Below are 22,861 nucleotides of genomic sequence, written 5' to 3'. Positions count from 1 at the left end.
ATAGTTACTATCGTAAATCATTTGAAAATAAATTTCAATTTAAAGGAGGAAGACCCCATGAAAAAATTACCACTGCTTTTTGCAGGTTCCTTATTCTGTCTGATTTTACTTGCCGGATGCAGCCCCCAGCAGTCAGACTTTAAAGAAAAAACATACTCTGCAGACACAGCCGGGATTTCTGCGGTAAACATTGATGTCAAAGACCGAAAGATAAATATTTCGCCATCTTCGGATGATCAGATTCATATCACATATCATGAAAACGAAAAAGAATTTTACGATATCACAACAAAAGACAGCACGTTATCCATGCAGACAGAGACTGATAAAGAAGCCAAAGATTTCTTCGGCAAAAATGCATCTTTAGAAGATCGCACTATAGATCTGTCCATTCCCGACAGCCTGATCTCTTCTCTAAAGATAAGTACAACAAACGAAAATATAAATCTTCCATCCCTCTCCATCACTGATTCGGTCTCAGCCTATGCTAACAATGGCAGTATTACGTTTGAATCCTTAGCGGTGGGCAAAAGCATTCAGCTGGAGACAAAAAACGGCTCCATCTCAGGCACTGTCGTTGGGGGATATGATGATTTTCTTATTACAAGCAATATCAAAAAAGGGGAAAGCACCCTCCCAGAACAGGCCGGAAATGGTACGAAAACATTAAACGTCAAAGTCAATAACGGAGATATTCAAATTGATTTTCAAAAATCAAGATAAAACCGGCACCTTTATATTTTTTATTATCCTTACCGTTATACCTGGTAAGACCACAGATTCCGCACCTGCCCCATAATCCTTTGTAAATCCCAGGTTTTCCCGCTCCGGATTTTACTGTTAGGATCATTTACGTTTACCGTTCCGTCATTATTTATACCCGTTAATACAATAAAATGCCCCGAACTTGTAAAGTCCCCAGGCCCCAGAACACAAATAATAGGGTGACCTGCATGTAACTCTCTGCGGATAACGCTCTCATCCAGCGAAATTTCATTTGCAGTCAATCCAAGTTTTTGCGCTCCCTCTGACATCAGACTCCAGCTAGAACCGCTCCCTTCCACATAGAATCCTTTCTGTTCTGCAAATTGGGCAGCTTTCAGCGGACTAAAGGACGCATCCTGTGTCAGCCCGGCCACAACCATGGAAAGGCATGTGGGACCGCAGCCATCCACTGCAATCATGTCGTTCCCGTAATATTCATAGCCCCAGCGCTGGTCCCACTGCAGAAACAGAGGAATTTCTCCTTGTTTTACTTCCTTAGTAAGATCTATCTTATGATGTTTTCCGGCTTCGTTTCCATAATTTTTCACAAAGTCCGCTGTTTCCGGATTATTTTCCAGCAAAGTTTCCAGGGATTTGGGATAATCTGAATGTTTTCTTAATTCCTGTCTTGCCTGGGCAACGTTTCTGCCGCTCCCAAAGCTTCCGCCTTCCTGATATTTTAAGGCAGTAGTAAAAAGAACCGCCGCCGCAATGGCTGCTATCACCAGACCCATTCTTCTTTTTTTACGTTTTCTATATCTTCTTCCCATCTTATTGTACCTCCAACTGTTTTGTGTATGCCGGCTGCATATCAACCGTATGTTAAAATTATTATTACACAAAAAAATCTTAAAAGTATATAGAAAACCTTAAGGCTTCGTGAAGCTGCACTTAAACCCCCAGGGAATTTCTTCCATTCTCATAAGTAATTCATCTTACGGCTCCTGAAACAGTGGTGTAGAATAATACCGGTCACCACTGTCCGGCAAAATAACAACTACCGTTTTTCCCTGATTCTCCGGCCGTCTTGCCACCTGGACAGCTGCATACACAGCGGCCCCAGATGAAATGCCTGCCACAATCCCTTCCTTTTGAGCCAGTTCTCTGCCCATGCAAAAACAGCTTTCATTATCAACCGGAAATACTTCATCATAAGCTTCCGTGTTCAACAGCTCCGGGACAAACCCGGCCCCGATTCCCTGTATTACATGTTTTCCTGCAGCCTTGCCGGACAATACTGCTGATGTTTCAGGTTCCACTGCCACAATATGAACGTCAGGAAACATAGATTTTAAATATTCTCCTACTCCCGTTATGGTTCCTCCGGTTCCTACTCCGCCCACAAAAATATCCATGCGGCCGTCTGTATCCATCCACACCTCCGGCCCGGTAGTTTTCAGATGTATAGCTGCATTGGCCGGGTTTTCGAACTGGGACGGCATAAAGCTTCCCTTTGTTTCCTTCACCAGTTCTTTTGCTTTTTCAATAGCTCCGGACATCCCCTGATCTCCCGGAGTTAATACAATCTCTGCTCCATATATTTTCAACAGATTGCGGCGCTCTTCACTCATAGTCTCAGGCATAGTCAGAATTAAATGATATCCTTTAATAGCCGAAACAAGAGCCAGACCAATCCCTGTATTCCCGGAAGTTGGTTCTATAATCGTTGCTCCCGGTTTCAGCAGACCTTTTCGCTCCGCATCTTCAATCATAGCTTTTGCGGTCCGGTCTTTAATACTCCCCGCCGGATTCATGTACTCAAGCTTAGCCAGCAGCCGCCCCTCAATCTGATAATCCTTTTCTATTTTTGAAAGCTCTACTAAAGGTGTTTTTCCAATGAGTTCCATAACATTTTTGTGTATTTTAACCATTTTTATTACTCCATTTCTATTAACTATATCCCAAATAGTTTCTGCAGGCATATCATATGATACAGGCCATTTTTAGTGTTTCTTATTAATATAACCAAAAATGCATTCATTTTCCACACCATTTCAGGATTTCTGTTTAAAATACACTATTTCTTTTTATAATATACTATAATAGTATGTAAACCCAAATGACAAACAGCATTTACTATACTATAAAGGAGATATACAATGCACAGAATATTAATTGTAGAGGACGACCTTGTGATCGCCCGGGCAATCAGCGATCATCTGGCGGTCTGGAATCACGAAGTCCGTCTGGTAACTGATTTTCAGAAGGTACTAACTGACTTCGTTTCTTTTGATCCCCATCTTGTTCTGCTTGATATTTCTCTTCCTTTTTTTAATGGCTATTACTGGTGCGAAGAGATCCGTAAGCTTTCCAAAATTCCTGTTATTTTTATCTCTTCGGCGTCAGATAATATGAATATTGTCATGGCCATCAATATGGGGGGAGACGATTTTATTTCCAAACCCTTTGATTTAGACGTGCTGACCGCCAAAGTCCTGGCGCTGCTGCGCAGGGCCTATGATTTCGGACAGCACACCTCTTTTCTGGAACACCGGGGCGCCATCCTGAATATGAGTGATACCACTTTAACTTATCAGGATCAAAAAATTTCCCTGACAAAAAATGATTATAAAATCCTCCAGACACTTATGGAAAACAAGGGGAAAATTGTCAGCAGAGACACTCTGATGACAAAACTGTGGGAAACAGATTGTTACGTTGATGAAAACACGCTCACCATCAACATCTCCCGTCTCAGAAAGAAACTAGAGCAGGCGGGTTTATCCGATTTTATTACTACAAAAAAGGGACTTGGTTACATAATTGAAGAATCAAGTCCGGGCAGTGGAGATTTTTAAGCTATGAAAGAAGAACATAAACTTAAGATTTTTTTATCATACCTTGCACAGCATAAATTTACATGGAGCTTTTTTCTGCTGTGCGTCGGACTGTTCCTCTGTGTTTTTTCTCTGTACAGTCTGGAGCTTGAGGCTGTGCTTTATGCTGCCGTACTTTGTCTGATTCTTGGTATCATACTGGCACTGCTGCGCTTTCCCGGCTGGTACAAGCTCCACAGACAGCTTCAGATTGCCAGGAACAGTATTATTCTGATGACAAACCAGCTGCCACAGCCCGGATCCCTGATTGAAAAGGATTATCAAACCCTGGTCCATTCCCTGAACCGCCTTTATTCACAAAAAATTACAGCGGAACAGATGCAGAAAAATAACCTGATTGAATATTACACAACCTGGTGTCATCAAATTAAGACTCCCATTGCCGCAATGAGCCTTTTACTTCAGGAAGAAGATACTCAAAAAAACCGTCAGCTGAAATCCGAACTGTTCCGCATAGAACAATATGTGGAAATGGTTCTGTGCTATTTCAGAATTGACAGTCCCTCATCTGACTTTATTTTAAAGCCTTGTGACTTAGATACGGTGATCCGCATGGCTGTCCGCAAATATGCTGGACAGTTTGTTCAAAAAAAGCTCCGCCTGATCTATGAACCGACACATCAAAGTGTACTCACCGATGAAAAATGGCTGTCCTTTATTCTTGAGCAGCTGCTGTCTAACGCAGTAAAATACACAAAGGAGGGCAGCATCACCATTGCAGTAGATCAAAATCAGGTTCTTTCCGTTTCCGACACCGGCATTGGAATTGCAAAGGAAGATCTTCCCAGAATTTTTGAAAACAGCTTCACCGGCTATAACGGACGCACAGATAGAAAGTCCACCGGTCTGGGGCTGTATCTGTGTCAGCAGATTGCCCGGAAGCTGTCTCATACATTGTCTGTTAAATCCCAGATCGGATGCGGTACTACTTTCTATCTGGACTTAAAAACCCGCCCCCTTAAGGTGGAATAACGCACCTTTCATTTTTGCAAGGTTTTTCCCTGAATTGTTAGATACAGTTATGGCAGCAGATTTCTCCTCTTTGCTATACTAAACCCAGCAAAACAAAAGGAGGTCATACAAATGGCAATATTAGAAGTTCACAGCCTGAAAAAAATATACACTACTCGATTTGCCGGCAATCAGATTCAGGCATTGTCGGATGTTTCTTTTTCCGTAAAGCAGGGAGAATATATCGCAATTATGGGCGAGTCCGGTTCCGGTAAAACTACACTGCTGAATATCCTGGCAGCTCTGGATAAACCCACAAGCGGTATGGTTCTCTTAAACGGAAAAGACATCACAGGCATTCCCGACCGGGAAATGTCAGCATTCCGCCGGGATAACCTTGGCTTTGTCTTTCAGGACTTTAATCTTCTGGACACTTTTAATCTCATGGACAATATTCTGCTGCCTTTAGTTCTTTCAGGAACTCCTTATCAGGAAATGCGTACCCGGCTTTTGCCCATCGCCGCAAAACTTGGGATTAACGATCTTTTAAACAAATTCCCATACGAAGTTTCCGGCGGGCAGAAACAAAGAGCAGCCGTGGCAAGAGCCCTGATCACAAAACCTCAGCTGATCCTGGCAGATGAGCCTACCGGCGCACTGGATTCCCGTTCTACAGATGAACTGCTTTCCCTGTTTAATGAAATTAACCAAGGGGGACAGACAATTCTGATGGTGACACATTCCACCAAAGCCGCCAGTCATGCCGGGCGCGTTCTCTTTATCAAGGACGGAACCGTCTTTCATCAGTTATATAAGGGCGAAAGTACAACAGAAGAAATGTACCAGAAAATCTCAAATGCCCTGACGATACTTACCACAGGCGGTGCAAAAAAATGAAAAAAGGTTTTTATCGCAAATTCGCTGTAGACTGTATCCGAAAAAACAGGAAAATGTACATTCCTTACCTTTTGACCTGTATCATAATGGTTACTCTGTTTTATATCATCCAGTCTCTTTCCACAAATACAGGGCTTGATGATGTATATGGCGCTACCGGTATTATTTATATGTTAAATCTCGGCACCCGGCTGCTTGTCATATTTTCCGCAATCTTTCTGTTTTATACAAATAATTTTCTTACCAAACAGCGCCGGCATGAATTTGGTATCTATAATGTGCTGGGACTGGAAAAACGGCACATTGCAAAAATTATTTTCCACGAGACAGTGATCATTGCAGGAGGCAGTATCATATGCGGTATTCTGGCGGGTATACTTTTATATAAACTGGCCTTCGCCGGGCTGATGAAACTTTTAAATACAGCAGTTCCTCTTGGATTTGAAATATCCGCTGATGCGGTAATCCACACTGTTATATTATTTGCAGTAATCCACCTGATCCTGTTTTTAAATGCTTTCCGTCAAATCCGATTCTCCAATACCATTGCTCTCCTTGGCAGCAGCAATATAGGCGAAAAAGAACCGAAAAGCAAATGGCTGCTGGCTGTTATCGGCGTTATTTCCCTGGTACTTGGCTATGGAATCTCCATCCGCATGACAAACCCTCTTGGAGCATTTTCTTTATTTTTCCTGGCAGTGCTTCTGGTGATAATCGGTACTTACTGTCTGTTCACAGCAGGAAGCATTATCTGGCTGAAGTCCATGCGGAAAAAGAAAAGCTTCTATTACAGAGCTGACCATTTTATTTCCATATCAGGTATGATCTATCGGATGAAGCAGAATGCCGCCAGCCTTGCCAGTATCTGTATTTTATCCACCATGGTAATCGTAGCCATTTCCACTACCTTATCCATGTACTCCGGATGTGATAATATTTTAAAGGCAATGTATCCCCGGGAAGTAAATACCAGCGTTACCTATAACAGTGACAATTATTCAGATCGCTATTTTACCAGTACCCGTACTATACTGCAGGATATTATTGATCAGGAACAAATCTCTGTGTCCGATACGTTCTATATTACTTATCTGGGACTTGGAGCCCTGCAGGAGCAGGACAGTTTTCTGACAAACAGCAGATCTCAGGTATCCTTCAATGATCTGTGCGTTCTGGATTTTATTACCCTGGACGATTATAACCGGATTACCGGGGAGCAGCAGACACTTGACAAAAATGAAATCCTGCTTTACCAGGAATCCGACGCAGGTTATCCTTATGACACCTTAAAAATTATGGACAGAACTTATAAGGTAAAGCAGCAGCTGGATCATTTCCCTGACACAGATGTATTAGCCTCAAATAATGCTGCGGTAGAAACTTATTATATTGTTACAGACAGCCAGAATACTCTGCTGGATTTATACTATAAAAATCGTGAAATATACGGGGAAAATGCTTCTGATCTGGATTTCTATTATGGTTTTGATCTGCAGGATGATTCTAAGGCACAGCAGATAGCGGATAAGTTTAATCAGGCATTCCAGGCAGAAAAACAGGCATTTCTTGCAGAGCACAAAACTGCCCAGGATACAGATAATTCTGATCTGTTTGCAAGACTTACGATTAGAGACCAGCAGCGAGGCAGCTTTTACTCCCTGTACGGCGGCATGTTTTTCATCGGAATTTTCTTAAGTATGATTTTCCTAATCGCTACCATTTTGATTATCTATTATAAGCAGATATCCGAAGGGCTTGAGGATGCCCGGAGATTTGAAATTATGCAGAAGGTTGGCCTTACCAAAGCAGAAATCAAAAAGAGTATACGCTCTCAGGTTTTGATGGTATTTTTCCTTCCTCTTGTTATGGCCGGTATCCATTCCGCTTTCGCATTTCCCATTATTTCAAGAATGCTGAGAGTTCTTGCCATGACAAATGTTACTTCCTTTATTTTCTGTCTCATAGGTACCTTTGCAATCTTTGCTGTTATTTATATCATAATTTATATGATAACCGCCAAAAGCTACTATAAAATCGTAAGCAAATAAGACAGTAAGAGGGACTAAAAAACACCCGTTGTTTTTTAGTCCCTCTTTTTTTAACAATATTGATATTTTTTTCGTTTCCATACAAGAAATAAAAATGTCACAATAATTCCACAGGCCTCTGCAGCCGGCACGGACAGCCAGACACCGTTTTCACCCAGAAGATTTGGCAGCAATAAAATAGCTCCCACCAGAAATACAAAGGTTCTGGCAAATGAAATTACCGCTGAACTAAAACCGTCTGAAAGTGCAGTAAACAGCGCCGAAGCAAAAATACTGATTCCCATTAACAAAAATCCAATGGAGAATACAGAAATCCCGCCCAGTGTCAGCTGATAAACCGGACTTTGTTCCGGGGTAAAAACTTTAATTACAAGCCCCGACAGTATCCTGGAAAATATAAAGGCCAAAACTGACCCGCAGGAGACAATCCATACACTGTTTTTGAATACCTGTTTTAGCTGGCCGGTATCCCCCTGTCCATATTTAAAGCTGATTACAGGGGCAATCCCATTGGAGTATCCAAAATAAAGCGCTGTAAAAATATATTGAAAATATAAAATAATTGTAATGGAAGCTACTCCGTTTTCCCCAAAAAACTTCATAAATGTATAGTTAAATAAAAAAGTTGTAACCGCGTTTGATAAATTTGTAACCATCTCCGAAGAGCCATTGGCACAGGTTTTCAGCAATACCCTCCCGTCAAATTCAGGTTTTACAAAATACAGCGTCTTTCCGCCTTTTCGCAAAAAGAACAAAATTCCCGAAAGAGCCGGTATACAGGTACCAATACCGGTTCCCAATGCCGCTCCTAAAATACCCATCTGAAGAGGTACAATGAAAACATAATCCAGAACAATATTAGTAATACCTGCCACCACTACTACAGACAAGCCTATGGTCGGCTTTCCCGCAGTTACGAAAAATGTTTCGAATCCTGTCTGAAGTGCAAAGCAGGGAGCAAACAAAAAAATAATCCTTGCGTACACCCGGCACATTTCAAACTGGGCGGCGCTAGCTCCAAGCAGTGTAACAATCTGATCTAAAAACAAATTTCCGAAAATCATTACCAAAATTCCGAAACAAATTTCCACCAGCACAAGAAATGACAGGTTTGTCCTGGCTTCCTGTTCTTTTCCTTCTCCCATCCGCCGGGCAATAATAGCACTTCCACCAGTGGCAATCATAATAGCCACAGCAAGAATAATACTCAGCGCCGGAAAGACCATATTTACAGCGGAAAGCGCTGTTGTTCCCACAAATCTCGAAATAAAGATACCGTCCACAATCACATACATGGACAAAAAAACCATCATTATGGTATTCGGCAGTGCAAATTTTATCAAAGAAAATAAATCAAATTTTTTTGCTAATGTATTACTCATGTTCCACCTCATATTTGAATGCATTCATAAATGCAAAACTTAACTCCACATAGCGCCCGCAGGCCTCCGCTCCAAGCCGCCTCATAGCCCGTTCCTCCGCATTGCGCAGCCCCTCCAGCAAAGCACCCGCATATGTTTCTCCGGCCTCTGTAAAGGCGAGAATTTTTTCTTTCCGATTCATTTTCGCTGGTGTTACCGTTACATATCCTTTTTCTTTTAAATCATTTAGTATACTGTTTACCGTCTGCTTTGGAATCAGCCACAAATCACTGATTTTTTTCTGGGTACAGTCTTTTACTTCATCAATGGAATAAAGCACCATCAAAGAGTTATAATTAAGCCCTTTTTGTTTTGCCCACAGCCCGTATAGTGCATTTGTTTTCCCCACTGCCTCATTCAGCTTCACAATCTGCTCCCGAATCATCCGGTTCATCAGACCACCTCCAAATTTACTAGTCCGTAATCGGACTACATGAGATTTTAGTACGATATCAGACTATTGTCAAGTACTTTTTCCCTAGTTTCGTTTCGTTGACAATCCTGTTCTCAAAATGATACTATTCTAACGTAAAATATTAACTGATTGCAAAGGAGATTCCTATGGATGAAATTCTGAAAATTAGTAACTTTTCAAAAATATATGCCGGAGGCAAAAAAGCAGCCAATCATATCAACCTTACTGTTCTGGCAGGTGAAATCCACGGTTTTATCGGACACAACGGCGCCGGAAAGACAACTACAATCCGGGCAGTTGCCGGTGTTATGGACTTTGAAGAAGGCGAAATCCTCATTGACGGCCGCTCCGTGAAAAAGGAACCTGTGGCCTGCAAAAAAAAGCTGGCCTATATCCCTGATAACCCCGATCTTTATGATTACATTACCGGATTTCAATATTTAAACTATATGGCCGATATGTTCGAGGTTTCTGCCCATGACCGGTCTGAGCGCATCCACAGGTACGCACAGCTTTTTGAAATCAGTGACAGTCTGGGGAATCTGATCAGCTCTTATTCCCACGGGATGAAGCAGAAGACAGCATTAATCGGTGCTCTTTTGCACGAACCAAAACTTCTGATTCTGGATGAACCATTTGTAGGCCTTGATCCGGAAGCCTCCTTCCACTTAAAAAAAATTATGAGGGAACTTTGCCAAAGGGGCAGCGCCATCTTTTTTTCCACTCACGTGCTGGATGTCGCCGAAAAATTATGTGATAAAATTTCTATCATCAAAAACGGCGAATTAATTTCCAGCGGAACTATGGAAGAGGTAAAGGGTTCCAGCAGCCTAGAAGACGTCTTCATGGAGGTAGTAGAGCATGAACAGTAAATATTTTATTTTACTTAGAATACAGATGTACGGACTGTTTAGCTTAAACCGCGCCCGCTTCTCAAAGGACCCAAAAGAAAAACGACGCAGCCAGGGAGCTGTTGCCGTAGGCTGTCTTCTTGCGTTTCTGCTGTTTTTTTACAGCGGACTCTACAGTGCGGGCATGGCCAGCCTGGGCCTTGCTGCAAGCCTTCCGGTGACAGCTGTATTAATCTGTTCTGTTATTATTTTAATTTTAACCTTCCTGAAAAGCTCCGGCGTCCTGATCGGACTGAAGGATTATGATATGGTGATGTCCCTTCCGGTGAAAAACTCAGATGTCATTCTAAGCCGTCTGACTGTAGTTTACCTTCTAAACCTGGGCATCTGTCTGCTTGTGTCGCTTCCTCCTGCCATTACATATGCCCTCAGCGTTCCCGGGGGTAAGGCAGGGGCAGTTATTTTTATTTTATGTACGCTGTTTATCCCGGTAATCCCTATGATTATTTCCCTTACTCTGGGCGTTTTGATCAGCGCAGTTACTTCCCGCTCCAGGAAAAAAAATATTTTTTCACTGTTTCTCAGCACAGCAGTTATTGTATTAATTGTTGTTGGAAGTATGCAGCTCCAAAATATTTCCGCAGACCAATTTAAAAATTTCGGAACCTGGCTTTCAGATATTGCCAGCCGCTTTTATCCTCCTGCAAACCTGGCCGCCCTTGCAGTAACCGGCACCAGCCCGGGATATTTCCTCTTATATGCCCTGCTCTCTGTTCTGATTACATTTTTGTTTGTAATAGTTGTATCCCGCTTTTACAGACGTATGAATACTTCATTTTTATCAACCCGTACCGGACGCGCAAAAAATATCCGGCTGAAAAGCTCCTCCCAGGCTATTGCCATGTACAAACGGGAAATCAGCCGTTATTTTTCCTGCACCGTTTATGCGCTGAATTCCTCCATTGGTATGGTTTTGCTGCTGGTGCTGGCTATCGCTTTGATCTTCGTCTCTCCTGACTCTCTGGAAAACCAGACAGGCATCCCCGGTTTTCAGCTTATGCTAAAACACGCTCTGCCCATGATTGCCTCCGTTTTAGTCAGCTTAAGCTCCACAACTTCCGCTGCCTTATCCATAGAAGGCAGACACCGCTGGATGATGTATATGCTTCCGGTAAGAGCCATAGATATTTTCCGGGCAAAAATAGCCATGAACCTCACCGTCATCCTTCCTCTGCTGATCATCAGTATTATTCTTTTAGGCATCCGGATGGATGTAACCACTGTGGGAGCAGTATTTTTAATTATTGTACCAGTTATTTATGCACTGTATATCTCGGTACTGGGCATGTACCTTAACACAGCCTTCCCAAAATATGACTGGAAAAATGAGCAGGAGGCGGTAAAAAATTCTGCCGCTGTGCTTATAACCATTGTTTTAGGAGGACTCAGCAGCGTTATTCCATGTATTCTCTGCTTTATCATTCCCAAAAGCAGTTATATAATTATGAGCATTGCCACCGGAATCGTACTGATTATTACGTTTCTGCTCTATAAAAAGTTATATTCCGTAAAACTATTGGACAAATAAAAAAGAATCCTGCCACGACAGGAATTTCCTGGAATCAAAAAAGATCATTGCCGCCTTCACAGCAATGGTCTTTTTTACATCATTTTTTTCTTCTTCATAACTATCAGCGCCACAATACATATAATCAGAATAATTCCGCAGATAATGGCAAATCCATTGGGGGCATTGGCCAGAGGCATCCCCTTACTGTTTACATTCATACCGTAAATACCGGAAATAATTGTAGGAATAGCCATTACAAGAGTGATGCAGGTCAGATACTTCATAACATTATTCAGTCTGTTGTCAATCACAGAAGACATCAGCTCTCTAGTACCCTTTATAATGTCTCGATAAATAGCCGTCATCTCTATCGCCTGCTGATTCTCAACGATGACATCCCCCAGAAGCTCTTTATCCTCCGGATACTGTTCTAAACGTTTGTATCGGGACAGGCGCTCTAGCACCACACCATTTGCCCGCAGGGAAGTGGCGAAATAAACCAGTGTCGACTCCAGCTCATGGAGTTCAATTAAATCTACATCCTCTGTATTATCACCCACACGTTCCTCAATCTCTGTTCTCTTTTTATCTATAATTCTCAGGTTACTCTGATACAGCGCCGCTGTGCGGAAAAGTATCTGATATACAAAACGCATCTTTTTCTTTGTGCTGAATTCCCTTACCCTCCGCTGAATGAAATGCTGAAGAATGGGAGTCTCCTCTGTACATACTGTAATCAAATTTTCAGGTGTCAGAATAATACCCAGAGGAATTGTTGTATATGTCTTTGACTCATGTCTGATTTCTGTTGTGGGAATATCCACAAGAATCAGTGTATAGCCGTCTTCCAGATCAATACGGGAGCTTTCTTCCTCATCCAGGGCAGCCCGTATATCTGTAATATCAATGTCAAACGCCTCTGCAACTTCCTGGCTCTCTTCCATTGTAGGGTTTACCAGACTGACCCATGCTCCCTCCTGAAACTCTTCCATTTCATGAATCACACAATCATCTGTTCTGTAAATTGCCAGCATACACGCCACACCTGCCTTTCTTAACATTCGATTCCGGAAATTTTTCTCCAGAATACATATCAGTTTTTATTATAACAAGAATTTCTGTATTTTTATAGTTATTTTGTAAGCAAATTCAAAAAGATTACAACAAAGAAAAAGGGACTGCTTGATGATTCTTACAGTCCCCTGTTACATTTAGGTTATACCAGATTATTCATTTATATGCAGCTGAGATAAGTGCACGGTACAATGGTGCTCAATGGGCTTCCACTCAACCTTTTTAGCCAGCGCTACAAAAGCAATGGGCGCGAATGTGAACATAAATGCCGGAAAAGTAATAATAGAAAGCATCTTTTTTCCTGCTCCGGCCCGGATACGTTTCCACTCGGTAAATACGGTGTATGCCCCTAAAAGAGCCATAAGTCCATAGGTTTTCAGGAAATTCAGTCCGGCATTATACAGCACAAAGGAAATATCCTGATCGGCCAGTATTCCAATTATAATCAATGCAAGACTTGCCGCAATGGTAAATGCAGTTACAAAGAATGCCGGCCAGATGGACATGGTCATATCAAAACAGGAAAAATTCTTTTCTTTAAAAATTCCTTTTGCAATCTGTTTTCCATATTTCTGAAACACCTGCTGATAGCCTTTCACCCAGCGCTCCCGCTGATGCCAGGACTGTACAAATTTCTCAGGCTGTTCATCATAAAATACTGCATTTTTATTGTAACCAATCTTTTCTCCCTGCAAGATCTGAGAAACAGTAAACTCAATATCTTCTGTTAACAGATAGCAGTTCCATTCTCCCATCCGCTCAAGGATTTCTCTGGAGAAAAAGAAACCGGTTCCGGATACCGCACAGCTGCTCCCGCAAAGCATTCTGGCACGGTTCAGCCACTGCGCTTCATGCAGAAACCATAAGCCGTATCCTGAAGTCAGCCAGTTAGAACCAAAGTTTTTTGTATTTCTGTAACTTGTAATCACTCGATAACCGTCACAAAACGTTTGATTCATCTCCTTAATGTAATTCTTTTCAAGCAGATTATCAGCATCAAAAACAAAATAACCGTCGTAATCATTCAGACCATCTTCTTCCATATTGTTAAGCAGATAGTTAAGAGCATATCCTTTCCCAACCTTCACTTTGTTAAACCGTTCATAAACAACGGCCCCTTTTGACCTCGCAACCTCAGCTGTACTATCGTCACAGTTATCCGCCACTATATATGTATCAATCAGTTCTGCCGGATACTTCTGCATTTTAATGCTTTCAATCAGCTGGCCAATCACTGCCTCCTCATTTCTTGCCGCTATTAAAACAGCAAAGCGATGTTCCTTTACTTCTTTATGAGGTTTATCTTTCTTTATATAAAGAAAGAGCCAGTATATTGCCTGATACGCAAAGCATATCACCAAAACTCCTAATATAATCCAGTTTGTTATCTGCGTAGCTAATGTCATAAACAAATCCCCCGCTATTCTTAAGTATCTTTTTTCATCTTGACACCAAGTATAGCAGGGGTTTCTTATCATTTTCTTATTCTGTTTATTAAGAATTTATTATGATGGTCTTATGGAATTTAAAAGTATATTACTTTCCGTATTTCTCATCACGGGCACGCTGGATTTCTTTAATTTCTTCCTGACGCTCATTCCAGAGTTTATCTGCTGTTGGCTTCCAGTTCTCAGCATACGGAATGGTTTTTGCAATCAGATCATCTACTGGTTCCGGCACCTGCATATCTGTAGATTTTGCACCGGAAGCTTCCACCATCTTCTTAATCATTTCCGGATTCTCAAGCATCGGGCATGGACGCAGCTGATTGTCATTAAACGGCATATTGTCGTGATACTGCATAAACAATGGCTGCTGTAAACATTCAAGCAGAGAATGCTCTTTAATATTAACGTTAGAGTAATGAATAAATACGCATGGCTCTACATCACCGTTTGGATTAATGTGCAAGTAGTTCTTACCGCCTGCGATACATCCTCCAACAAATTCTGCATCATTCTGGAAATCCAGAGTAAATAATTTAATGGGGCATTTTCTGCTTCTGACAAAACGAACACGTTTTACCATATACTCTCTTTGTTCCGGAGAAAGCAAAAGATCTGTAGATGCGTCTTTTCCTACCGGCATGTAATGGAAGAACCATGCAAGAATCGCACCTTTGTCAACCAGCATCTGTAAAAACTCATCAGATGTTACTACCTGATAGTTTTTGCTTGTATAGCAGATAGAAACGCCGTATAACAGACCGTACTCTTTCATAAGCTCCAGTGCATTCATAACTTTCTGATATACACCAGGACCACGTCTGTCATCATTTGTCTCCTCATATCCTTCTACAGACACTGCAAAGGAAAGATTTCCAAGTCTTTGTACCTCTTTACAGAATGGTTCATCAATAAGTGTACCATTTGTAAAGATATGGAATGCACAGTCATTATGTTTTTCTGCAAGCATCAGAATATCTTTTTTACGAACCATTGGTTCTCCGCCTGTTAAAACAAAGAAATGAATACCAAGCTCTTTTGCTTCTGTAATAATTCTATCCAGCTCTTCATTGGTAAGCTGAAGCTGATGTCCGTATTCTGCGGCCCAGCATCCGGTACATTTCAGATTACATGCGCTGGTAGGATCCATCAGAATAACCCATGGTACATTACAGCCATATTTTTCGCGGTTTTCTCTAACCTTTTTAAATCCTGTAAGTCCTGCTTCATATCCCATATTTAACACATGCTGTTTTATTACATTTGGATGAAGTCTCTCTAATGCATTGTAAATCATCTGTGTCCATTTTTCTTCCGGGTTTCCAAGAATTTCATCCGCATTATCCCAGAAATAATCAGGAAAGTTCTTGCCGGCAACTTTACGTGCCAGGTTCATCAGCTTTACAAGATTTTTTTCGCGATCTTTATTAATAAATTTATATACTCCGTTAAAAGCTACTTCAAAAGCTTTTCTTCCTGCCGCATGTTTTGCGTTCATACTATCTCTCCTTTTATCAATTGTATTTTGAACTTCCATATTTTACACAGTTCAAAGCAAATATACAGTTGCAATTACCACATTCCAGTTTTTTCCGTACTTCATTATCCATAGCTGGACCTTCTTTAGCAACCCACTGCTTCCAATAATAATATAAAGAATCCAAAAATTCAAGGAAATATCGTATTTTTCCCGACTACATTTGCACCGGATTGTATTATTACCGGGCAGAATATATCCGTTCTTCGCATTTTTATTTCACTTTACCGGCATTTTCCTGCTTCCCTGAAAGCCCCAGGCTATTCTATTGCATCCTCTCCCGTCTGCCTCTCTAAAGCCGGAATGACAATCTCCTGCTCCCCGGAACCATCCATGCGAACCTCAAATCTGTAAACCGGCTGTGCATAGCCTTTAGAATCCATTGCCAGCTCCATATCCACACCCAAAACTGTAATCCGCAAAACTTCCCCCGGATCATTAAAGTATCCCTGCTGCAGTTTTTCATATGCCTGCTGCTCCGACACAATCCCGCAGGAACGGTACGGCGTATATGTAATTAAGTGGTTATTAATACTTTTTACTTTTCCGTCTTTCGTCAGTTCACAGCGAAATTCCCCTCCAAAGGTGCTGCTTCCGTCTGCTGACGGCCGGGCTTTTATCCGGTAACTGTCTGTTCCGTCCGCTTCTAAGGCTGCCCCTGCCGGTAAATTCACAGAATAACTGCCAAGCAGCTGCGCAGCTTCCTCACCAGAAAGCTCTGTGGCACTCTCGGTTTCCAGCAGATCAAAATCTGTAAACTCCCAGGTCATTCCCGCATAGTGAACCCAAAAGCTGTACTTTCCATCTGCCGACCAGTACAACACGCTTTCATCGTAAGGGTCTGTCCTGGTCTCATCAATCTCTGTATTCAAAGCTGTAAAAAATGACTCCGCCATCTGATCTGCATCCTGACGGCTCCCGGTCTTGGTCCGGTAAATCCAGGTATTCTGAGTCTGATCTGAAAATGTAATTTTACTTTCAACTGTGACGCCTTCCATATTAACAGGAAGTATCTGCCTGTAAGCCAGATTTCCCAGTTCTTTCTGATTATAGATTGTAAATATTAAGAGAAAAGCTGCAGCTGTAAAAATCAAAGGAAGTTGGAGACAAATCCCGTTTCTAATAGTTTTCATGGGCTTTTGCTGATTATTTTTCTTCCCTGCAGATGCAATCCCCAAAAGGACCAGCATAACCAGCCCATAGCCAATCATGGTTCCCACTGTATTATTCAGAATATCATCTGCTTCCATCACGCCTCTTCCGCTGATTTTCTGAAATAATTCAATAAAAACAGTTACCAAAAATCCGGTCAAATATACTTTAAAAAACCTTCTCATTCCAGGAAAAACCAGCGGCAGCAAAATCCCCATGGGGATAAACAGGCAGATGTTTAAAATCAGATTTCTCCATTCCACTGTTGAGAAATGCTGCCATGCATCCAGATAAGAACGAAACAGCCCCTGTCCGGACAGCCCTCCATATCCGATTCCCGCTCGTCCCAGAAAAGTTGCACCGGCAAGCACAACCAGGTAAATTAAAAACAACGCTGCAAACAAAAGCTGTACTTTTGAAAAAGTCCTGGTTCCCTTCATAGCTTTCCGGTAAACCAGGCCATACCCCAGCCCCAGTATCAACGCCGCAGCTACTACAGCACCTATACCTAATACTACATAATCTCCCGCCATATGTACAATGTCTGATAGTCTCATCGTGTCCCTCCATATATAGATTGTCTATATATATCTTATGTAGATTATCTATATATGTCAACCACATTTATACAATTTGTTTCAGCCACTGATCCCAGAGCCGCCACTGGGGCAGAAAACGATCCATATATCCGTAAAACCGCTTATTATGCCCTGCCTCCAGCAAGTGCACCATCTCGTGCACAACCACTTCCTCCAGACACTCTTTTGGCTTCTGCGCCAGCATTAAACTCAGCCAGATGCGCTTCTTGGCGATATTGCAGCTGCCCCATCTGGTTTTCATCTTTTTTACATTCCACTGATAAACCTGCACACCCATTGCAGGCTCCCACTTGCTTATCAGACCAGGTATCCTCTTTTTCAGCTCCGCTCGGCAAAAGTCCTGCCAGATTTTTTCCCGTTCTTCAAATGTACTGTCTACAGGGGCTTTTAAAATAACTTGTTCTCCCTGAACACAAACCTTACTGCCGGAGATCTTTGGCTGGACCACAAGGCTGTATTTTTGTCCCCACAGCTTCACCGTATCTCCCGTCAGATAATTAATTTCCTTAGGTATTTCCTTTTCTTTTCCAGATGCCAGATGCTGACGAATCCAGGGCAGCTTACTGTAAATAAAACGGACAATCCGGTCCCTGTTCATAGATAAAGGCGCAGAGATCTTTACCTCTCCCCTTTCAGCCTTTACCCGAAGATACATATTTTTAATATTTTTTCTCTGAACAGAGACTTTAATATCTTCTATTTCAATAACTTCCAATCTGCTATTTTTCATATGACCTATCCCCGGTACCGGTCAAGCATCATGTAAATATCCTGAATCCGCGGTTTTGCATAACCACAGACGAGATCATGTCCAAGAAATGAAGCAAACCCGTCCTTTTCCAGAGCATCCCATGCCCCTTTCACAATAGTATGAATGGAAGCAGTTCCGGGATTTTTTACGATATTTTTTAAAATTCCCGCCAAAGATGCTACCTGTTCTGTGTTTATCAGCTGCTCTACATACCGCAGATCTACCTGCTCAAACCCTACAGAAAAACCGTCAGTTCCCTGAACTCGTATTTTAATACGCGATGACTCCCGGTTACGTCCCCGGCCTTCAGGGGTTTTTATCTGAAAGCATCGGTCTGTATCCGGCAGCTTAAAATCATCTGCGCCAAAATCCGGCAGAGGATAGCAATCCAGCAGCTGATTTACTCTGGTGGTAACATCCTCCGGCCGGTAGGCATCCATCTGAATGACAAGATCTGCCATATGGAAAAACGCTCCGGAGCTTCCGGCTACAAGCACAGTAGAAATCCCCGCCTGTTCATACAGTTCACGTACTCTTGCAAGAAATGGTGTAATTGGCTCTTTTTTCGGATTTACAATCCGCTGCATAAACTCATCCCGCACCAGAAAGTTAGTGGCAGAAGTATCTTCATCTATCAGAAATGTACGGCAGCCCGCCTCTGCACCTTCTATGACTGCTGCAGCCTGAGAAGTGCTTCCGCTGGCATCCTCTGTTGAAAAGCATGAGGGATCCCTGCCATTGGGCAGATCATGAATAAACAAGGATAAGTCAAGGCTTCTGACAGATCTGCCGTCCTCCGCCCGTATTTTTACAGCTGTGTCATCTGTAATTACAAACTCTCTGCCGTCATCATTTATATGATTATAAATTCCAAGCTCAAGGGCCTTTAATAATGTAGATTTTCCATGATAGCCGCCCCCTGCAATCAGAGTCACTCCTCTGGGAATGCCCATACCTGATATCTCTCCATAATATGGCAGCTGCAGAGTAATCCGGCAGCTTTCGGGAGACGCAAATTTTACGGCATCCTTCATTGGCTTTTGTGAAACTCCGCTTTCTCTGGGCAGAACAGAACCATCTGCTATAAAAGCGGTGAGATTCCTTTGTTTTAACTCTTCTCTGACTGCTTTCTGATCCTGGGAAAGCTCATAAACTTCCCTTAACTTCTGCGGCTTCCAGTTTCTATAATAAAGTGTCCTCTCCACTGCCGGCGGAAGATCCCGGAATAAGATTTTTTCCAGCTCAAAAGCATTAATAGTGCGGCCGTTTGCAGGGAATCCAACCTCAAACCGGACAGTCACTCTGCCTTTATCAATCTCCATTGCAGATCTTTCAAGTATCTCCTGTCCGCATCTTGTGACAGAAACCAGACCGCTTTTCCCGGAACCTTTTGCCTGAAAACTGATTTTTGATACTTCTGCATAAAATCTGCGCAGCAGCGCATCCTCAAGAGCCGTCCTGGCCATCCTGTCATGGTAATACTCCTCAGGAAATCCCGTTGCTTTTAATGGAACTGATACACTTACATTGGACGGTGAAGCAAAGGGATCCCCCTGCACATGATCCACAGACAATTGAAATTTTCCAAAATCATAGGCTCCCCGCAGAGATTTATAGGCGGGGTAACTTTTTTTATGTATCTGCTGTAGTTTTAACTTTAACTCTGTACTGCTCTGCATATCCTAGCCTTTCCTTTCCTCCTGCTTTTTCCTTAAAATCACATGTTCCAGTATCACTGTAATAATCAGTCCCATAATCAATCCATTAGATACAATATAACGCAGCATCTGAGGCAGGTCCATAAATGCAGCTGTATCCAAAAACATAATACCGGCTCCAATCATAAAGGATATTCCTACAATAAATCCCTCCCGATTAGTAAATTCCACTTTTCTGAACTCTTTGATTCCCTGCTCCAGCATCAGTGCAAAAACAATCATCATAGCCGAATATCCCACAGCCGGCGGAATCGCCGCAAAAAAGGTGCATACCGGAGCCACCAGCCCCAGAATCATCATGAAAACTCCTCCAAGAATAAACGGTGATCTGGCCGCCACTCTTGTAAGCTTTGTAGTACTTGGAGCTGATGCAAAAGGTACAAATCCCGGCACCGGAAATATCCCGCACAATGCTGCGGTAATCCCAAACCACACGGTACTTTTTCTGACAATTCCGGGGGTATTAGGTCTTTTCAACAATTCCGACATACCGTTGATACTGGTGGCAAAATTAGAAAACAATGCAAATTCCCCGATCAGGCAGGTAATAATAACACTTGGGTCTACAGTGGGAGTTCCCCAGGCAAATGGCTGAGGTACTGCTAAAAGGCCGCCGCCGTCTGATATAAACTCCGGAGATACCCCCAGTGCATATGCCAGAATCCATCCGCAGACAACTCCAATCAGTGTGGCAATAGACTGAATAAATCCTCTCGTTTTTAAGTTAATGATAACGATAATTGCTGTAGTCACCAGAAATATAACTACAAATTCAGGCTGAATCGTACTATAGCCAGATGAAATACCGGTGGCTCCCTTAATAACAGTAGCACTCATCTGCAGTACCATCAAAATTAAAAACGTTCCATTTACAATGGGATTAAATATCTTTAAGATCTTCTGCATAAACCCGGTAAGTCCTACAATGATAACCATTACCCCCGCACAGATCATTCCCAGCTCCATATCCGTACGCAGGGTTGATAAATCCTTACCAAAGGCGGCAGCCGCTCCGGCAAGAATAATCAACAGCCCCATCCAGAGCCCTGCAGGCCCGTCTATAATCGGAAAACGATGCCCAAATAACGCCTGCAATATGGAAATTCCGCCGCTTAACAGAAAGGTTCTTTGCAGCATCTGCGCAATCTCAGCCTGGTCCAGTCCCAGATATACTCCGATAATGGTGGGCATAATGGCACTTCCCGCCAAAAAATATACTAGATATTGAATCCCGTAAATACTGCATTTCCCGGCCGGAACCTTCTCTTCCAGCCCGTACAGCATTTCTCCTGAAGTTTTCTCAGAATCGTGATTTATCTGACTCATAATTTTCCTCCCGCAATTTTACAAATCTTTTTTTATAATACCATATCCCGGTCAGATCAGCCAGAAGCCATCCTATGGGAACTGCCGCCCAGATGCCAGTTACACCCACACAGGGAATACCGGACAATAAATATGCCAGCGCAACCCTTGTGCCCAGCGAAATTATTGTAAGAATTAAAGACATTCCCGGCCTCTTTAATGCACGATACAGCCCGTAAAGCAAAAACAGGCAGCCAATACCAAAATAGCAGGCTCCTTCAATCCTTAAATAATGAACTCCCTCCGCTATAATCTCTGTCTCCCCGGGCTGAACAAAAATCAGCATTAACGGTCTGGCAAACAGGCATACAATCACTGTAATAACCGAACAAAAAACAAATACTGCCCCAAAGGCACTTTTTATCCCCTTTTGAATCCGCCGGTTCTTTTTAGCCCCGTAATTTTGTGCAATAAAAGTAGAAAAAGCGTTTCCAAAATCCTGGACCGGCATATAAGCAAAAGAATCTATTTTTACAGCCGCCGCAAAAGCAGCCATAATAACCGGGCCAAAACTGTTCACCAGCCCCTGAACCATCAGAATGCCAAAATTCATCACAGACTGCTGAAGGCAGGTCATAAAAGAGAACTGCGCAATTTCCCTGACCTCTTTTTTTACAAAATATAAATGCTTTCTTTCAGGGCGCAGATTCGGACATTTAAATAATGTATAAACACATATTCCAATTCCTGATACATACTGTGCAATTACAGTAGCTGCCGCCGCCCCGGCCACTCCGGAATGAAATTCCAATACGAACAAAAGATCCAGCACAACATTCAGCACTGCTGAGATTCCAAGAAATACAAGGGGTACAACAGAATTTCCTACAGCTCGCAGCACACATGCAAAGAAATTATATAAAAATGTGGCTATAATACCTGCAAAAACCACCTGCAGATAGCTTCTCATAAGCGGACTCACTGTTTCCGGAACCTGCAGAAGCCGGATAATCAGATCCAGTCCCCCAAACACGATAAATGTCAGTATCAAAGTCACAACCGCAATCAGTACAAAAGATAAAAACAAATTATTTTTCAGCCGGTCCATAGCTTTTTCCCCATACCGAATAGAAAAAACCACGCCGCTTCCCATACAGAGCCCCAGTATAATGGACGTTATAAATGTCATCAATGTATACGCCGAACCAACTGCTGCCAGTGCATCGGCCCCCAAAAACCGTCCCACAACCAAGGTATCCGCCACATTATAAAACTGCTGCAGCAGATTTCCAAGCATCATGGGAAATGCAAATGCAAGCAGTGTCTTTGTAATTCTGCCTTCTGTTAAATCACGCTGCATAAATCAGACTCCTTTAGTAATTACTGGTTTTTGTTAAAATCAAACACAAGAATGTATTATAACATAAAATGCATCTCCCGGACACTCCCTAACCAGTATTGAGAAGCATTCTGACAGCATTGCCAAAGGGGAATATTTAACGTAAAATAATAATATTGGAAACAA

General features: G+C 42.3%; 19 protein-coding genes. 7 read left to right on the top strand and 12 right to left on the bottom strand.

The features are described 5' to 3' along the window. Positions 1-57 precede the first annotated feature (57 nt). Positions 58-723, top strand: coding sequence for a DUF4097 domain-containing protein (locus OCV88_RS07605; RefSeq protein ID WP_262590944.1), 666 nt, complete (start codon positions 58-60; stop codon positions 721-723). 35 nt (positions 724-758) lie between these two features. Here the strand turns inward: OCV88_RS07605 and OCV88_RS07600 are convergent, their stop codons facing one another. Together OCV88_RS07600 and cysK are read right to left on the bottom strand one after the other, a co-directional pair. Continuing rightward, positions 759-1,535, bottom strand: a complete 777-nt coding sequence (locus tag OCV88_RS07600) for a C39 family peptidase (protein ID WP_158424899.1) — start codon at positions 1,533-1,535, stop codon at positions 759-761. 165 nt (positions 1,536-1,700) lie between these two features. Then, complete coding sequence (cysK, locus tag OCV88_RS07595; RefSeq protein ID WP_158424898.1) at positions 1,701-2,636, bottom strand: cysteine synthase A; 936 nt, start codon at positions 2,634-2,636, stop codon at positions 1,701-1,703. Between the two features lie 228 nt (positions 2,637-2,864). Here cysK and OCV88_RS07590 point away from each other — a divergent pair, with 228 nt between their 5' ends. The 4 genes from OCV88_RS07590 to OCV88_RS07575 all read left to right on the top strand — a co-directional run bounded on the left by OCV88_RS07590 (position 2,865) and on the right by OCV88_RS07575 (position 7,498). Continuing rightward, positions 2,865-3,563 carry a response regulator transcription factor gene (locus tag OCV88_RS07590; RefSeq protein ID WP_158424897.1) on the top strand — a complete coding sequence of 233 codons (699 nt, stop codon included), beginning with the start codon at positions 2,865-2,867 and terminating at the stop codon, positions 3,561-3,563. Between the two features lie 3 nt (positions 3,564-3,566). After that, the gene (locus OCV88_RS07585) at positions 3,567-4,574 is read left to right on the top strand and encodes a sensor histidine kinase (RefSeq protein WP_158424896.1); all 1,008 of its coding nucleotides are present in this window, start codon (positions 3,567-3,569) and stop codon (positions 4,572-4,574) included. Positions 4,575-4,685: 111 nt separating this feature from the next. Continuing rightward, the gene (locus tag OCV88_RS07580) at positions 4,686-5,450 is read left to right on the top strand and encodes an ABC transporter ATP-binding protein (protein WP_158424895.1); all 765 of its coding nucleotides are present in this window, start codon (positions 4,686-4,688) and stop codon (positions 5,448-5,450) included. Next, a complete protein-coding gene (locus OCV88_RS07575) occupies positions 5,447-7,498 on the top strand; it encodes an ABC transporter permease (RefSeq protein ID WP_158424894.1) in 2,052 nt (683 codons plus the stop codon). Before OCV88_RS07580 ends, OCV88_RS07575 begins: the two co-directional genes overlap by 4 nt. A 50-nt stretch (positions 7,499-7,548) precedes the next feature. Here the strand turns inward: OCV88_RS07575 and OCV88_RS07570 are convergent, their stop codons facing one another. Together OCV88_RS07570 and OCV88_RS07565 are read right to left on the bottom strand one after the other, a co-directional pair. Beyond that, positions 7,549-8,880 (bottom strand): MATE family efflux transporter, encoded by a 1,332-nt coding sequence (locus OCV88_RS07570; RefSeq protein ID WP_158424893.1) that lies wholly within the window; start codon positions 8,878-8,880, stop codon positions 7,549-7,551. Next, positions 8,873-9,313 carry a MarR family winged helix-turn-helix transcriptional regulator gene (locus OCV88_RS07565; protein WP_158424892.1) on the bottom strand — a complete coding sequence of 147 codons (441 nt, stop codon included), beginning with the start codon at positions 9,311-9,313 and terminating at the stop codon, positions 8,873-8,875. The genes OCV88_RS07570 and OCV88_RS07565 overlap by 8 nt, the downstream gene beginning before the upstream one ends. A gap of 176 nt (positions 9,314-9,489) precedes the next feature. Here OCV88_RS07565 and OCV88_RS07560 point away from each other — a divergent pair, with 176 nt between their 5' ends. Next, positions 9,490-10,206 (top strand): ABC transporter ATP-binding protein, encoded by a 717-nt coding sequence (locus OCV88_RS07560; RefSeq protein WP_158424999.1) that lies wholly within the window; start codon positions 9,490-9,492, stop codon positions 10,204-10,206. Next, positions 10,196-11,773, top strand: coding sequence for a hypothetical protein (locus OCV88_RS07555; RefSeq protein ID WP_158424891.1), 1,578 nt, complete (start codon positions 10,196-10,198; stop codon positions 11,771-11,773). The genes OCV88_RS07560 and OCV88_RS07555 overlap by 11 nt, the downstream gene beginning before the upstream one ends. A 74-nt stretch (positions 11,774-11,847) precedes the next feature. On the opposite strand, the gene OCV88_RS07550 is transcribed toward OCV88_RS07555, so the two are convergent. The 8 genes from OCV88_RS07550 to OCV88_RS07515 all read right to left on the bottom strand — a co-directional run bounded on the left by OCV88_RS07550 (position 11,848) and on the right by OCV88_RS07515 (position 22,696). Continuing rightward, positions 11,848-12,789 (bottom strand): magnesium transporter CorA family protein, encoded by a 942-nt coding sequence (locus OCV88_RS07550; protein ID WP_158424998.1) that lies wholly within the window; start codon positions 12,787-12,789, stop codon positions 11,848-11,850. Positions 12,790-12,981: 192 nt separating this feature from the next. Further along, entirely contained in the window at positions 12,982-14,235 is a 1,254-nt protein-coding gene (locus tag OCV88_RS07545) for a glycosyltransferase family 2 protein (RefSeq protein WP_158424890.1), read from the bottom strand. A gap of 130 nt (positions 14,236-14,365) precedes the next feature. Next, positions 14,366-15,772, bottom strand: a complete 1,407-nt coding sequence (locus tag OCV88_RS07540; protein ID WP_158424889.1) for a radical SAM/SPASM domain-containing protein — start codon at positions 15,770-15,772, stop codon at positions 14,366-14,368. 299 nt (positions 15,773-16,071) lie between these two features. Further along, positions 16,072-17,520, bottom strand: a complete 1,449-nt coding sequence (locus OCV88_RS07535) for a VanZ family protein (protein ID WP_158424888.1) — start codon at positions 17,518-17,520, stop codon at positions 16,072-16,074. Between the two features lie 67 nt (positions 17,521-17,587). Then, the gene (locus OCV88_RS07530) at positions 17,588-18,292 is read right to left on the bottom strand and encodes a M48 family metallopeptidase (RefSeq protein WP_158424887.1); all 705 of its coding nucleotides are present in this window, start codon (positions 18,290-18,292) and stop codon (positions 17,588-17,590) included. A gap of 5 nt (positions 18,293-18,297) precedes the next feature. Continuing rightward, positions 18,298-19,992, bottom strand: a complete 1,695-nt coding sequence (locus tag OCV88_RS07525) for an ABC-ATPase domain-containing protein (RefSeq protein WP_158424886.1) — start codon at positions 19,990-19,992, stop codon at positions 18,298-18,300. Between the two features lie 3 nt (positions 19,993-19,995). Then, positions 19,996-21,357, bottom strand: coding sequence for a uracil-xanthine permease family protein (locus tag OCV88_RS07520; RefSeq protein ID WP_158424885.1), 1,362 nt, complete (start codon positions 21,355-21,357; stop codon positions 19,996-19,998). After that, positions 21,332-22,696 (bottom strand): MATE family efflux transporter, encoded by a 1,365-nt coding sequence (locus tag OCV88_RS07515; protein WP_158424884.1) that lies wholly within the window; start codon positions 22,694-22,696, stop codon positions 21,332-21,334. Before OCV88_RS07515 ends, OCV88_RS07520 begins: the two co-directional genes overlap by 26 nt. Positions 22,697-22,861: the final 165 nt, after the last annotated feature.

The organism is Brotonthovivens ammoniilytica, assembly GCF_025566885.1.
GTDB classification, from domain to species: domain Bacteria; phylum Bacillota; class Clostridia; order Lachnospirales; family Lachnospiraceae; genus Brotonthovivens; species Brotonthovivens ammoniilytica.
The sequence above is the reverse complement of the archived record's forward strand: the minus strand, read 5'-3'. Positions and strand labels throughout refer to the sequence as shown.

What these genes read in the sequence shown, in the direction of transcription:
- OCV88_RS07525 (WP_158424886.1), bottom strand. Translation starts at nt 19,992, where the DNA reads ATGCAGAGCAGTACAGAGTTAAAGTTAAAACTACAGCAGATACATAAA.
- OCV88_RS07550 (WP_158424998.1), bottom strand. Translation starts at nt 12,789, where the DNA reads ATGCTGGCAATTTACAGAACAGATGATTGTGTGATTCATGAAATGGAA.
- OCV88_RS07575 (WP_158424894.1), top strand. Translation starts at nt 5,447, where the DNA reads ATGAAAAAAGGTTTTTATCGCAAATTCGCTGTAGACTGTATCCGAAAA.
- OCV88_RS07530 (WP_158424887.1), bottom strand. Translation starts at nt 18,292, where the DNA reads ATGAAAAATAGCAGATTGGAAGTTATTGAAATAGAAGATATTAAAGTC.
- OCV88_RS07590 (WP_158424897.1), top strand. Translation starts at nt 2,865, where the DNA reads ATGCACAGAATATTAATTGTAGAGGACGACCTTGTGATCGCCCGGGCA.
- OCV88_RS07535 (WP_158424888.1), bottom strand. Translation starts at nt 17,520, where the DNA reads ATGAGACTATCAGACATTGTACATATGGCGGGAGATTATGTAGTATTA.
- OCV88_RS07605 (WP_262590944.1), top strand. Translation starts at nt 58, where the DNA reads ATGAAAAAATTACCACTGCTTTTTGCAGGTTCCTTATTCTGTCTGATT.
- OCV88_RS07520 (WP_158424885.1), bottom strand. Translation starts at nt 21,357, where the DNA reads ATGAGTCAGATAAATCACGATTCTGAGAAAACTTCAGGAGAAATGCTG.
- OCV88_RS07600 (WP_158424899.1), bottom strand. Translation starts at nt 1,535, where the DNA reads ATGGGAAGAAGATATAGAAAACGTAAAAAAAGAAGAATGGGTCTGGTG.
- OCV88_RS07565 (WP_158424892.1), bottom strand. Translation starts at nt 9,313, where the DNA reads ATGAACCGGATGATTCGGGAGCAGATTGTGAAGCTGAATGAGGCAGTG.
- OCV88_RS07580 (WP_158424895.1), top strand. Translation starts at nt 4,686, where the DNA reads ATGGCAATATTAGAAGTTCACAGCCTGAAAAAAATATACACTACTCGA.
- OCV88_RS07545 (WP_158424890.1), bottom strand. Translation starts at nt 14,235, where the DNA reads ATGACATTAGCTACGCAGATAACAAACTGGATTATATTAGGAGTTTTG.
- OCV88_RS07540 (WP_158424889.1), bottom strand. Translation starts at nt 15,772, where the DNA reads ATGAACGCAAAACATGCGGCAGGAAGAAAAGCTTTTGAAGTAGCTTTT.
- OCV88_RS07585 (WP_158424896.1), top strand. Translation starts at nt 3,567, where the DNA reads ATGAAAGAAGAACATAAACTTAAGATTTTTTTATCATACCTTGCACAG.
- OCV88_RS07570 (WP_158424893.1), bottom strand. Translation starts at nt 8,880, where the DNA reads ATGAGTAATACATTAGCAAAAAAATTTGATTTATTTTCTTTGATAAAA.
- OCV88_RS07515 (WP_158424884.1), bottom strand. Translation starts at nt 22,696, where the DNA reads ATGCAGCGTGATTTAACAGAAGGCAGAATTACAAAGACACTGCTTGCA.
- cysK (WP_158424898.1), bottom strand. Translation starts at nt 2,636, where the DNA reads ATGGTTAAAATACACAAAAATGTTATGGAACTCATTGGAAAAACACCT.
- OCV88_RS07555 (WP_158424891.1), top strand. Translation starts at nt 10,196, where the DNA reads ATGAACAGTAAATATTTTATTTTACTTAGAATACAGATGTACGGACTG.